This window comes from Pontibacillus yanchengensis Y32, from assembly GCF_000770635.1.
GTDB classification, from domain to species: Bacteria; Bacillota; Bacilli; order Bacillales; family BH030062; genus Pontibacillus; species Pontibacillus yanchengensis.
The window spans coordinates 105,737-118,514 of the sequence record NZ_AVBF01000004.1 but is presented as its reverse complement, the minus strand read 5'-3'; the positions used below and the strand labels follow the sequence as shown (position 1 = coordinate 118,514).

Sequence of the window (12,778 nt, the reverse complement as noted above, 5' to 3'; positions counted from 1 at the left end):
CTCGAATCCAAGTCTTCCAGATTATGCTTCTTATCTTGAATAAGGCTATGTTGATTAATTGATTCCAAAATCAACACAAAACTTTAACAGATATCTATTTATCCACAGTGATTTCAGGATAGAGCTTAATCAACAAACATAATTGTATAGAAGTTGCAAATGATACATAGAAAAGGAGTGAGCTGTATGCACACGATGTGGAAAGGTACGATAAGTTTTGGGTTAGTTAATATACCAGTTAAGCTCCATTCTGCCACGGAAAATAAGGACATTAAGTTACGTCAATTACATGAGGAATGTAAATCGCCATTACAATATGAACGGACTTGTCCAGTTTGTGAGCGGGAAGTGGAAAATGAAGAGATTGTGAAGGCGTATGAATACGCGAAGAACAAGTTTGTCGTTTTGGATAAGGAAGACTTAGATAATTTGAAAAAAGAGCAAGATGACAAAGCAGTGGAGATTATGGATTTTGTGAAGCTAGAAGAGATTGACCCGATTTATTTTGATAGAAGCTATTTTCTTTCCCCTAACGAGGGAGGTTCAAAGGCATATTCGTTACTTCGAAAAACGTTAGAAGACACAAATAAAATAGGCTTAGCTAAAATTATCATTCGCTCGAAAGAACAATTGGCTGTCGTTCGGGTGTATAAAAATACAATTATCATGGAGACCATCCATTATCCAGATGAAGTGAGAGATGTACAGGATGTGCCAAATGTTCCGGAAGAAGAGGATTTGGGAGAAAAAGAGCTAACAACAGCCAAAACCCTAGTCGATCAATTAACAGCAGAGTTTGATCCAGAGAAATACAAAGATGATTACAGAGAATCGTTAATGGAACTCATTGAAGCGAAGAAAAATGATGAAGATGTTACGACGGCTAAACCGAAGCCAACGCCTGATAATGTAACAGATCTAATGGAAGCTTTAGAAAAATCACTCGATAAAAACAAGGGTAAAAAAGGTACGACCAAAAAGAAAACTACTCAGAAGAAAACCAACACGAAGAAAACATCAGACAAGAAAACAGATGAAAAAGAGACAGCATCAGGGAAGAAGACGTCTTGATGTAGGAAATCAGTATCCATTGAAAGAGAAACCGCCTTCCCATACACATAAAAAAAGCTCTTCCCAAAAGGGAAGAGCTTTTTTTGCTAATAAACGTAATTAGTTCTTAACTACGTTGTCAGCTTGTGGTCCACGGTTACCTTCAACGATGTCGAATGTAACAGTTTGACCTTCTTCTAGAGTTTTGAAACCTTCTTCTTGAATGGCAGAGAAGTGAACGAATACATCGTCTTGACCTTCTACTTCGATGAAACCGAAACCTTTTTCTGCGTTAAACCATTTTACTGTACCTTGATTCATGTTTATTCCTCCAAGTGCGTGTTGCACGATAATATTACTATTTCTTGCTCTGCATTTCATTCAAGAACTTTCTTCTTTCATCATGATCACGAACAACAATTAGTAAGTTCACTATAGCATGCTTAAATGGAGATGTAAACAATAGGGCAAAAATTTTTTGTTTTTGGCTCTGTTTTTTGGCTCGTTATACTTTAGTGTTGACTCTGGAATCAACTAATCAAAATAGTCTTATTCAAGTGAGAATCATAATATGGAGTAAGGATTTTTGGTGATGAGTGGTTGATTCGTTGGGAATTCACCCAATCTGATAACATCATTATACTCAACCTAGCACTAACTGCGATGGATCCGTTATCCCACATACCGATGGGCGGAGGGAAATGGTGAGACTCCTGCGGAAGAAGGGACAATGCGAGACCCCACAGAGAGGCGTAGCCGAACGAGGAGGCTCGCATGTTCCTACGCGGAAAGCGAACCATTTCACCGCAGCCCCTTCCTCACAAACGTAACGGGTCCAGCCACACCAGATATTCAAGAGTATGGTGCTATTATGGAGGAACATAAAACTTGTTCATTATTATATCAACACAAAACTTTAACACAGCCTACGAAAAAGGAAGAAATATGTAGATTAACTTCCCTGCAAAACGGTTATACAATATCGTGATATTTACATAGAGTTTACATTTTAGTAACAACATAGCTATTCCCTCTTTCATCATCGAAGAGATATAGGGAAGAACATGAGAGGGTGAACAATCATGGAACGACAAGTGTATTTTGATAATGCAAAGTGGATACTAATGTTTCTGGTTGTATTCGGTCATACGATTCAACCGTTTACAGAGAACCATCAACCGATTGATGTGCTTTATCATTGGATTTACACCTTTCACATGCCTGCATTCATATTTTTATCAGGTTATTTCGCTAAAGCAAAGAAGTCAAAAGATTACATTATTCACTTAATGAAAAAGTTATTATTGCCATATATGGCCTTTCAGGGTCTCTATACCATTTATTACTTTCTAATTGGGAAAGGGGATTGGCTTAATTTACCGTTTGAACCGCAATGGGCATTATGGTTTTTGGTGAGTTTGTTTTGCTGGCATTTGCTTTTACAATGGTTCAGCAAGATTCCTAAATATGCTGCCTTATCCATTACAGTGATAATGGGGATTGTGGTAGGCTACTTTGATCCAATAGGCCATATGTTTAGCCTGTCGAGAACAATCGTATTCTTCCCGTTTTTCCTATTAGGCTATTGGTTTAGTGAAAAGGAACTGAAAATGATTTGCCATACAAGCTTTAGAACCATTGGACTGGTCATTATGGTTTTAACAGCTATAGGCTTGTTTTTGACTCCGTCATTTTCTATTGATTGGTTCCTTTCTTCCAAGTCTTATCAAGTAATGGACATGCCTCAATGGGGAGGGGTAATTAGATTAGGTGTTTATGCCATTAGCATCTTAATGACGTTAAGTGTACTTGCGTGGATACCTTCGAAGTCATACAAATGGACTCCGCTTGGAACGAGAACACTGTATGTGTATGTCATGCACGGCTTTTTCATCCATTTCTTTAGAGAATTTGAAGTATTTCATGTAGGTTCCTTTTTAGATTTAGTTGGATTAGCCGTCGTCGCTCTTCTACTAACGTGGTTCCTCTCAACATGGACTATAACAAAACGAATAGAACCTTTAGTAGAAATGTATAAATATATCCCATTACCTCAGCGGTTTCGGTCTAGTACGTCGAAGTGATATTTCCATTTACTAGGTTTAAACAACCGGCTTTTGTGATAATTTAACCGTGTAGCACATAACACGTTTCATCAAAGGAGAGTGTAAAACGTGGCGAATAAAGTTTTAATGATTGTAACAAGTGCAGGCTGGTTAGGTGATGATCATAAAACCGGTCTTTGGTTATCTGAATTTGCAGAACCGTATATGGAATTCACTCAAGCTGGATATGATGTAACAGTAGCTAGTGTAGCTGGGGGAGAAATCCCAATTGACCCTAACAGTATTTCAGGTGACATCCCTGAGGATTGGGAAGGTGTAATGGAGCCGTTAAAATCGACTACATCCCTTGATGAAGTTAATCCTGAGGAATATGTAGGCGTATTCTTACCAGGCGGACACGGTACAATGGTGGACTTCCCTGATAATGAAACCATGAAAAAGGTACTACAGCCATTTGTGTATGATGATAAACTAATTGGGTCTGTTTGCCATGGACCAGCAGGTTTTGTTGGAATCACAGAAAAGGATGGCACTGCTTTTGTTAATGGAAAGCGTCTAACAGCCTTTACAGATGAAGAAGAAAAAGATACACAACTAGATTCTCTAGTGCCATTTATGCTGGAAAGTCGACTAACAGAACTAGGTGCAAGATTTATGGCGGAGCCGAATTATACCGTACACGTTGAAGCAGATGGAAACTTAGTGACAGGACAGAATCCTCAATCCAGTCTGGAAACAGCCCGTAAATTTCTACAAAAATTAGAAGCATAAGCAAACAAGCAGGATGAGTGCACTCATCCTGCTTGTTTTAGCTTGGTGTGGGGCTTTTGAATAGGGGGTCGCTCATAAAATTGAAATCCCGCTCATAAATCGAGAATCCCGATCATAAAAATCAAATCCCGCTCATAAATTGAGAGTCTTGATCATAAATGCAAAAACTCGCTCATAACCCAGCATCCCACTGATCCCCTCTCACTTTTAAAAGGTTAAAGCACAATACCTCGAACGCTACTCATACTTTTTAGCACCAATATACCTTGGTTCCCAATAAACATTATTCATGGAACTAATCGTAACTCCTTGTGAGGAGCTTGCATGAATAAAACGATCATCCCCTAGATAGATTCCTGCATGCGAAGGACCTTCTTTATAAGTCTCAAAAAAGACAAGGTCGCCTCGTTGTGGGGTGTGTATTTCCGTTCCGGCAGGATAGATGGTGGATATAGTACGAGGAATGGAGATCCCTTGTTTTTGAAATACAAACTGTAAAAAGCCGCTACAATCAAATCCATCAGGCGATTCCCCACCCCATTGATAGGGAACACCTATATATTGCTTGGCAGTAGCAACTAACCCCTGTATTACATCGCTCTTTTCTTGTAGGGATAACGTTTGGCCGGTATAAATGATGTTTGAATGAAGGTTATTGGTTTCCTTGATGTCCTGTATGGATTGATTAAATGTCTGACTAATAGTCCATAAAGAATCCCCAGGCTGAACCGTGTAGGTTTCAGGTGTAGTGGAAGGTATGGTTAATGCCTGTCCAGGATAAATGTGAGGTGAAGCTAATTGATTAGTTTGTTTCAAGCGAGCAATCGTTGTGTTATGTTCCTGTGAAATTTTCCATAAGGAATCCCCTTGGTTGACCTGTATGGTTTCTGCATGTGCGGTAGTAAAGGCTGAAAGGCTAAAAATCGAAGTGGCAAGTGTGATTTTCTTTACAAATGCTTTTGATGTAAACATGTTATGTAGCAACCTCCTTAAGTCATGCTGTAAACAATAGTAAGAGTGAAATATTTGCACAATGTTTATCGTAACAAAGGTTAAACCCTTTTATTGCTAGTAATTGCTGGAGCAAAAGGAGAACAAAGTAAAACATGTTAATTTCCCCCTTATAACAACTAGCCTCCCGCTTTATCCCTATAATGTCTCCTACTTTCCGCTTACGATTTAAAGTTTGTAACAATACAACCTACTTATTGCTTAAAATATTAAATCTCTGTAAATTTCGACATTTTTAGCACGGCGTATCCGTACAAAGTACCTGATTCAGATAAGGAAAGTTGTCCTACTAAATCGAATAATCATAACCTCAATATGAAATAAATGGATGGGGAATAGTCACTTATAAAGTCAAAAGCCTTATATTACAAGTTTGTTACGTATGTTGCTCTTGTTACTTTAATACCTATTCTTCATTTTTTCAGTGTGATAGTCTAATTTTGTGTAAAGATTACGAATGGTATCAATACCACCAATTATGGTGATTGCTTGCGTACATTTTTATACTCATATAAATCTCGTAATGAACGAGTGTTGTTTTTTCCCTATTAAAAAATATAGAAAAGCGCAAGCGACCGTGTTTAGTGGCGTACTAACCTTCCATATCAAGAGTAGGAAGTTTGCTAGTCGCTGGGGTTAGACATGGTAAGCGCAAGATGTACGTTTTCTTCTATTTTAGAAGTAGGGTTTAGGAAAGTGGCGGATTTATGTAAAGGGAAGTGGAAAATGGAAAAAGGTTCATCTAATGTAGATCAGAGAATTGCAGAAGTGATGGAAGGTGTAGTTAGTCGTGGTTTAAGTGGATCTGAAATAACAGAAATGGCACGTAGCTTTATACGTTATAAAAAAGAAGAGGGTTTTTCCTTTGCGAAGCTAACTCAGTTACACTTTCATATGTTTAGTGAGGAAGAAGAGGCGCTAGTCCTTTATCCTTCAGCTGCTGTGGAGCTGTTGATTTTGTCTTTGGATATATTTGATGATTTACAGGACCAGGATGCAAGTGAGAAACCTTGGTGCCAAGTCCCTCATGCAATGGCGATGAATATATCATCAGGGCTCTTGATGTTAAGCATGAAGACATTAGAAGAAGCAGAATACGAGCCAGAAAAAAAACATCAAGCTATTCAATACCTTTATTCTCAAGTGTTAAAAGCCGTTAGTGGACAGCATGTAGATTTAAAGGATGCAATTGAGACAGATGAGCAGTATTTGCAAATGGTTGAATCGAAGTCTGGAGCGTTAATGGCTTGTGCGTGTTTGGTGGGGACTTCTCTTGCTACGAACCAACAACATCACATTGTAGAAGAATATAGTACAAGCTTTGGGGTAGCTGCACAGCTTGCAAATGATCTAGAAGATGTATCTAGATGGGATACAAAAAATGATTTGCTTTTCAAAAAGAAGACACTCCCTATCCTAAAGCTTTTACAGCAAACAGAGCTCGAAAACACATGGTTACATGACTACTATCAGGGGTTGCTTGATAAGGAGTTCATCCTTGATCACAAACAGGAGATATTCACTTGGATACAACAATCACCTGCACTGAAATATGCTGAAGTGATTAAACGTGTCTATCAACGAAAAGCAAGTAATAAAATCCAAGAAATCTCTGCTCAGGAGCGATTGAAAAAGAAACTCCAAGACTTGATTGAAGAAATCTAGGTTTTTTAATAAGGAAAAGACAAACACAGATTCAGTGATGTACAGGTTTTAACGAAGGTTATAAAACTATTATTAATGGAGGTAGTTTACATGCTACAGAAAATTGTTGAAAGTCTAACGAACAACCCAAATCTTGTTGAGAAGCTTCAAGAAGGGAAACTTAGCTTAATCGGGGTTTCAGAAACAGAAGAAGCGGCAATTAAAGATGTATTTACCACAGGGAGTCAAGATCATTCTAAAGGCATGACTTACTGGAAATAAGGCGGAACCTTATAGCAATGAACGAATAGCCAGAAGCTTTCTGGCTATTTTTTTCACTTTATAAGAGTTTCCTTTGACCTATGACAAAACAATGAATATAGACCATGTTCGGGTGTTTCATGCACTGCATGAAGTAGTACGGTTACACTATGTACTTATATTTATAGGACGGAAAGGGTATTGAAATGGAAATTATACGTAATAAGAAAATACTCACAACTCTTTTCACCTCCATTATCATCTTATTAGCATTGTATTTATTACTTGTTACTTTTACGAAGTCATATACAGGCATCAGTGCCAAGCAAAGTAGTGAAGGGCAGTGGGTTGTGGCAAATGTCGAGGAAATGGGATGGGGGAGTATCAACGATATACAAAAGGGGGACGTGATACTTCGAGTCAACGATCAACCTCCTAGTTCTCATAAGCCCCTCAAACGGTTCGGTGTGTTAGGGGATTTACAGGAGTTGGTTATTAAACGTGATCAAGAGATTAAACATTTCACAGTGAAAAATAGCATCTACTCAGAAACGCTTATTTACCATAGCATCATCCCATTCTTGGCTTTCTCTGTGTTATTTTCGTTTTCTGCATTGATTTACGCCAGAAAAAAAGAGGACTCCACAGCTTTATTGTTGATTGCCTTCTTCCTGGCTGTAGGATTTGGGTATTTAAGTGCTGCTGCCTCGGCTAGAACGGACTTACTTGCAAGATTTGTGAATGGAATTTCGTTATTAATGATTCCGGTACTTTTGCTCCATTTTTATTATGTGTATTTCTCCAAGTACCATATTAAATTGCTTCAACCTAACATTCTTTATTTTCTATATAGCATCAATACAGCGATTGTCGTTATCGAAACGGTTTATTTGTATTTACCTATAAGTGGGTTTTACACCTATATCCGTCATGGACAATTAATTTTATTCAGTTACGAAATTGTATTATGCTTATCCATTTTAGTAATCTTTTATTTCCGATTTCGAAATACAATACACAAACCAGTTTTCCAAAATACGATATTTGCAATAGTAGTCTCGTTTCTTCCATTCATTGTGTTTACTGCCATTCCTAGTACATTCTTTGGAGTGAATCTACTACCGCCAGCTGTAACGGCTGCTTGCATTATCTTCTTACCAATGTTCTTTGTCTATCAAGTATTAACAAACCGACTATTTGATATTGATTTCATAAATAGTAGATTACGCTATTATTCCTTTATTGCTAGCATCTTAACGGTAATCATTGTTAGCTTACTTACAATATTGACGAGCTTTTCGATTGTCCAATGGATCCGTTTGGTTATTATCTTTTTTGTCACGTTTATTGCCTTCTTCTACTTTGAAGAACGACTGAATATAAGACCGAGAGTGTTTGGTGAAAAGGTTAACTACCAATTGAGTTTAGACCAATTTTCGAAGGATATTTCGAAAATATTAAAAAGAGAAGAGTTGGACGAACGCTTAATACGTGAAGTGAAAACGGTGCTTCCCGTCAATGGTGTCTCCTTATTAGAATGTCAAAAAGGTCACTCTGTCATTCATTTAGTAAAAGGAGACCACCAATATCCTGAAGAGGAAATTAGTCATCACTGTGTGGAGAAGGCAAATGTGAAAACAACGGGTGAATTTTTCAAAGTAGATAAAGGGCTATGTTATGTGATTAGTGAGATGAATGACTCCTTACATCTTCTTTGGATTGATAAGAAAATGAATCATACCCCATTTAATAAAGACGAGCATAGATGGCTGAAGACACTTGTCCATTACACTAGTATAGTCTATGAAAATTTCCAACTGATTGAAGGAGTTACGGAAGAACTGAAGCGATCTATGTATCAAAATAGTGAAGCACCTTTTTGGTTACTGCGATTATTGTTCAATTTGTCAGAGAAAGAACGTGCGCGATTAGCTTCCGATTTACATGATGCTGCTCTTCAAGAACAACTCGTATGGTATCGAAAAGTAGAGGAACTGTTAGAGGAGCGAGAAATACCTAATCATGTGACTGGAGAACTAACAGAGGTGAAAGAAGGGTTGTTGGACGTCGTTCAGCAAATTAGAGAGACATGTACCTTCTTACGTCCACCTTTTCTTAAGGAATCCGGCATTGTCGAAGCACTAAACTATTTAATTGATCATTATCGTTTGCGTTGTGATTTCAGTGTAGAGTTTAATGCCCAACAATTTAGCGTCGAATTAGAGCATGAGCAATCCCTGGCAATATACCGTATTGTACAAGAATTGCTTAACAATGCGACCAAGCACTCGCAAGCAACAACGGTTGAATTTGATTTGAAAAGCGAAGGGGGCATGGTTGTGTTGAACTATAAAGATGATGGAGTTGGTATTCCGAGAGAAGAATTGAAAAAACGTCATTCAGAGAGTATGGGATTAGATGGCATTAGGCAACGTGTTAAGAGTCTGCAAGGGAATGTGGAGTTTTATTCACCAGAAGAGGGTGGATTTGAAATGGCCATTGTTCTTCAGACTACTTCTAATTCAAATTCTTATTTTGCATTCTCATGAGAAAAGCGCAAGCGCCCTGCTAGCGACGTACAAACTGGACGGCTCCGTATGAGATAAAGGAAACACGAAGAGCGGTAGCGATTCGATGTTGACTTATCGTAAGGAGGGGCAGGAAGTTTGCTAGTCGCTGGGCGCTGGAGCTAGACATGTATGCGCCAGAAACTTATACTTTCTTTACTTTTAAAAAAGACATCTAGGTAAACGAAAAGTAATGTAGGTGGAGGGACCTTTATGATACGAATATTGCTAGTAGATGATCACCCTTCAGTTGGTGAAGGAACCAAACTAATGATTGAAAAAGAAGAGGATATGGAAGTGACGGTAGTAGATTCAGCAGGAAAAGCTTTAGAGCTTGTCCCACAACACGAATACGAGCTTATGTTATTTGACCTGCGCATGCCTGGCATGAATGGAATTGAACTCATCAAAAAAGTTCGTGCATTAGGAATCAAAACACCTATACTAATCTATTCTGGTTACGATATTGGACCTCATTTTAATACATTAGTCGAAGCTGGAGTTTCCGGCTTTATTAGTAAGACAGAACCACGTGACCAATTAATTATGTATATCAGATGTGTAATTGCTGGGAAGGTGATTCTACCACTTTCTCTATTTAAGCAACTTAGACGAGTAGAGGTACAAGTTGGAGAATCAGAACCCGTTACTTCCTCTCAAGAAGCGGAAGTAGTAGAAGAAGCAACAGATGTATCTATCAATCCGAAAGAACAAGAAATCCTGCAAGAAGTTGCTAAGGGGAAAAGTAACAAAGAAATCGCTAAAAAGTTTTACCAAAGTCAGCGCACCATCGAATACAACTTAACCGAAATCTTCCGAAAACTACAAGTGAAATCCCGCGCAGAAGCAGTACTGAAATCCAAACAGTGGGGGATTATTGCAGAAGATATCGATGAATAAAGAGGGGGAGGGCTAAACCTTATGGGTTTGGTCCTTTTTATGTTTTTAGTGAAATGTTGAGATAGGGAGGGGGGCTTCCGTTTTAAAGGTATAATTTTGAGGACTTGGAGTCGAGGAGGGGCCGATATGTTGCGATCGGAATCGGCAATAAGTAGGAAACCTTTTTTGACGGACATATGATCTCTTATTTACTGCGAAAACCCTCTTTTGGAGAGGCTGACGGACATATGGTACCTTATTTGTGAAAAAACACACTACATGAAGGTGATTTAGGCTGAATAGCGTACTGTATGTCCGTTCCGAATGCAAAATAGCCTCCAAATCGAAGAATAAGAGACTATATGTCCGCTAGCACAGCATCACCTTGTGTCATCATCCATCCCCCGCTTCGTGAATACCACCATTCAAAAAACCCCCCCATTCTAAACTGTCCACCTTTGCTATTGTTGGGAGGAACGGAAACAAGGCCAGTTATGAGTATATGAGGTATTTTTCTGAGTTAAAGTCTACAACTCGTACGTCTGGTGTGCCAAATGAAGGTGTTCACTAAAGATATGAACATCTTGTTCGGTGAGAGAGGTACTACATTTAGCCGCGGGTCCGATAGCCATTACCCGGATGGGGTGAAGGGGAAACTGCGAGACTCCCGCGGGTGAAAGAGGTTGGTGAGACCCCGGAGGGAGCGAAGCGAGTGAGAAGGCTCACCAGCTCGCCCGCAGGAAAGCGAGTTGTTTCACCGTAACCCCCCCTCCACTTTTCAATTATCGGACCAATACTTTTCAGAATATCTCGATCCCAAATCTTCAACATAATGGAGCTATTATCCAACAAAACCACAAAAAAAACGCCCAGGGGGAGTCCCCTAGACGTTTCATTACCCCTCAATTATTCCTTTGCCACTTTCCAATATTCATATGCATGGACAGCGTTACCATGGTAGGAATGATTGTCGATGAAGTGACTTGTTGTTTCATCTAACTCTTCTTCCATTACTTGCTTCCCTTCTTCATAGAAGGAAATGTGCTTGTTTTTGTCGATTTCTTGCATTTCAACAGATAGGATAATCTCCTTATCAAGCTCTTCTGCAAATTCCATTTCTTTCTTCGCTACATCAATAATACCGTTAGACCCTTCGGCTGTATCTCGAAAAGCCATTAGAGTTGTGTGGTCTAACGTATCGATGAACCACTTACTGAAAGAAGTGTCTTCCTCGCCTGGTGCTTTGTGATCGTCTAGCCATATTGCTAGGTCTGCACTCGTCTCTAAATCGGAATTCTTTTCTACTTCGTCAACGAATGTTTGAACGTTCGTCTTCCAAGTCTTCAGAACGTCATCTGTATTTCCTTCCCAGTTCTTCAGAACATAAGGCTCGATATCAAGGTGAATACCATCAAATTGCTGCCTTGGAGGTACGGCTTTTTGATAGCTTGTTACATAGTCAACAAACATATTAAGGCGCTCTTCGCCTTTTTCAAGAGCCCAGTTTGGGTGGCCTCCCATAGCGTGAACCTCAATGCCTGCTTCGTGAGCTTTCTCAACGAACTCGTTATACACTTCATAGTCTTGCGTACGGTCTAATCGAGTGTAAAGCAAGTTGATGTCTTTTTCTTTAGCGAACTCTAGGATTTTATCTGGTTCCTCAATAGCATTTTCAGCATGCCATATGTAGGTACCACGAATGTTTTCATTGTCTACTTCTTCAAAATTAGGGTCTTCTTTTGCGTTGGATAAGTAATTCTTAAATTGATTATCCATAGTTCGAGCTAAAAAGATAGAAAATTGTGCTCGAGTAGTTGAAGCGTTGGGGCGGAACGTATTGTCAGGGAAGCCTACTGATATACGGTTAGACACAACTTCACTGACATACTTGCGGTTACCATTTACATCATCGAAATCTTTAGAGATGGGTTCATTTTCTAGATTATAGGCTCTTGTTAAAACAGCAGCCATTTCGATTCGTTTAATATTTCGGTCAGGTTGAAATTCATTCGAATCGGTACCTTGAATGATGCCCTCATCTACTAATGTAGCAACATATTTATAATGGGGATGTTCTTTGGAAATATCGTCAAAATTAGGGTTGGGGCGATTGTCGGTTGATAACCCTAATTCTCTCGTTAGCATAATCGCAGCTTCCATTCGAGAAACATCATTCCCTGGGCGGAACGTACCATCCGGATACCCCTTAATAATCCCTTGATCTTCGAGATACTGAATTTCTTCGTTTCCTGTTATCTCTTCGGAAACATCGGGATAGTTTGTCTCACCATGAGCGAATGGTGCACTCCAAGCTGTTGCAACAAATAAGCTTGTTAAAAGACTTGCTGTAATTTTCTTTGTTAATCCACTCACTTGTGTTCCTCCTCTCAAATCGTTAAGTGCCGCCACTTTTTAATGGCATCACTCCGTTAGAATCTTCGAACAGTTTACTTTATATAATGGGGTTGGAAGTACATACATTATTTTACTGAACCTGTAGAACCGTTAAAGAGCACAGAGATGACTGTG

General features: G+C 39.0%; 10 protein-coding genes. 7 read left to right on the top strand and 3 right to left on the bottom strand.

The annotated features are described in order from the left end of the window. Nucleotides 1–186 precede the first annotated feature (186 nt). Entirely contained in the window at nt 187–1,071 is an 885-nt protein-coding gene (gene ku / locus N782_RS02920; protein WP_036815890.1) for a non-homologous end joining protein Ku, read from the top strand. A 99-nt stretch (nt 1,072–1,170) separates the two neighbouring features. Here ku and N782_RS02915 read toward each other — a convergent pair whose 3' ends face one another. Next, on the bottom strand, nt 1,171–1,371 hold the full coding sequence (locus N782_RS02915) for a cold-shock protein (RefSeq protein ID WP_036815887.1): 201 nt from the start codon (nt 1,369–1,371) through the stop codon (nt 1,171–1,173). Between the two features lie 761 nt (nt 1,372–2,132). Here N782_RS02915 and N782_RS02910 point away from each other — a divergent pair. Next, on the top strand, nt 2,133–3,134 hold the full coding sequence (locus tag N782_RS02910; protein ID WP_036815886.1) for an acyltransferase family protein: 1,002 nt from the start codon (nt 2,133–2,135) through the stop codon (nt 3,132–3,134). A 90-nt stretch (nt 3,135–3,224) separates the two neighbouring features. Then, nucleotides 3,225–3,887: a type 1 glutamine amidotransferase domain-containing protein gene (locus N782_RS02905; protein ID WP_036815885.1), complete on the top strand. Its 663-nt coding sequence runs from the start codon at nt 3,225–3,227 to the stop codon at nt 3,885–3,887. A 237-nt stretch (nt 3,888–4,124) separates the two neighbouring features. On the opposite strand, the gene N782_RS02900 is transcribed toward N782_RS02905, so the two are convergent. Next, the gene (locus N782_RS02900; protein WP_052111136.1) at nt 4,125–4,859 is read right to left on the bottom strand and encodes a C40 family peptidase; all 735 of its coding nucleotides are present in this window, start codon (nt 4,857–4,859) and stop codon (nt 4,125–4,127) included. Nucleotides 4,860–5,624: 765 nt separating this feature from the next. Here N782_RS02900 and N782_RS02895 point away from each other — a divergent pair. The 4 genes from N782_RS02895 (at nt 5,625) to N782_RS02880 (ending at nt 10,270) form a co-directional block, all read left to right on the top strand. Next, on the top strand, nt 5,625–6,563 hold the full coding sequence (locus N782_RS02895) for a polyprenyl synthetase family protein (protein ID WP_036815954.1): 939 nt from the start codon (nt 5,625–5,627) through the stop codon (nt 6,561–6,563). 90 nt (nt 6,564–6,653) lie between these two features. Further along, nucleotides 6,654–6,824 carry a competence pheromone ComX gene (gene comX, locus N782_RS21230; RefSeq protein ID WP_152600700.1) on the top strand — a complete coding sequence of 57 codons (171 nt, stop codon included), beginning with the start codon at nt 6,654–6,656 and terminating at the stop codon, nt 6,822–6,824. Nucleotides 6,825–7,009: 185 nt separating this feature from the next. Then, nucleotides 7,010–9,352: a sensor histidine kinase gene (locus N782_RS02885; RefSeq protein WP_052111134.1), complete on the top strand. Its 2,343-nt coding sequence runs from the start codon at nt 7,010–7,012 to the stop codon at nt 9,350–9,352. Between the two features lie 231 nt (nt 9,353–9,583). Continuing rightward, entirely contained in the window at nt 9,584–10,270 is a 687-nt protein-coding gene (locus N782_RS02880) for a response regulator transcription factor (protein ID WP_036815884.1), read from the top strand. An 885-nt stretch (nt 10,271–11,155) separates the two neighbouring features. On the opposite strand, the gene N782_RS20590 is transcribed toward N782_RS02880, so the two are convergent. After that, nucleotides 11,156–12,622 (bottom strand): S-layer homology domain-containing protein, encoded by a 1,467-nt coding sequence (locus tag N782_RS20590; RefSeq protein ID WP_052111133.1) that lies wholly within the window; start codon nt 12,620–12,622, stop codon nt 11,156–11,158. Between the last annotated feature and the right edge of the window lie 156 nt (nt 12,623–12,778).

Bases quoted from the DNA above. Each gene is read 5' to 3' on its own strand.
- ku (WP_036815890.1), top strand. From the start codon at position 187: ATGCACACGATGTGGAAAGGTACGATAAGTTTTGGGTTAGTTAATATA.
- N782_RS02915 (WP_036815887.1), bottom strand. From the start codon at position 1,371: ATGAATCAAGGTACAGTAAAATGGTTTAACGCAGAAAAAGGTTTCGGT.
- N782_RS02910 (WP_036815886.1), top strand. From the start codon at position 2,133: ATGGAACGACAAGTGTATTTTGATAATGCAAAGTGGATACTAATGTTT.
- N782_RS02900 (WP_052111136.1), bottom strand. From the start codon at position 4,859: ATGTTTACATCAAAAGCATTTGTAAAGAAAATCACACTTGCCACTTCG.
- N782_RS02895 (WP_036815954.1), top strand. From the start codon at position 5,625: ATGGAAAAAGGTTCATCTAATGTAGATCAGAGAATTGCAGAAGTGATG.
- comX (WP_152600700.1), top strand. From the start codon at position 6,654: ATGCTACAGAAAATTGTTGAAAGTCTAACGAACAACCCAAATCTTGTT.
- N782_RS02885 (WP_052111134.1), top strand. From the start codon at position 7,010: ATGGAAATTATACGTAATAAGAAAATACTCACAACTCTTTTCACCTCC.
- N782_RS02880 (WP_036815884.1), top strand. From the start codon at position 9,584: ATGATACGAATATTGCTAGTAGATGATCACCCTTCAGTTGGTGAAGGA.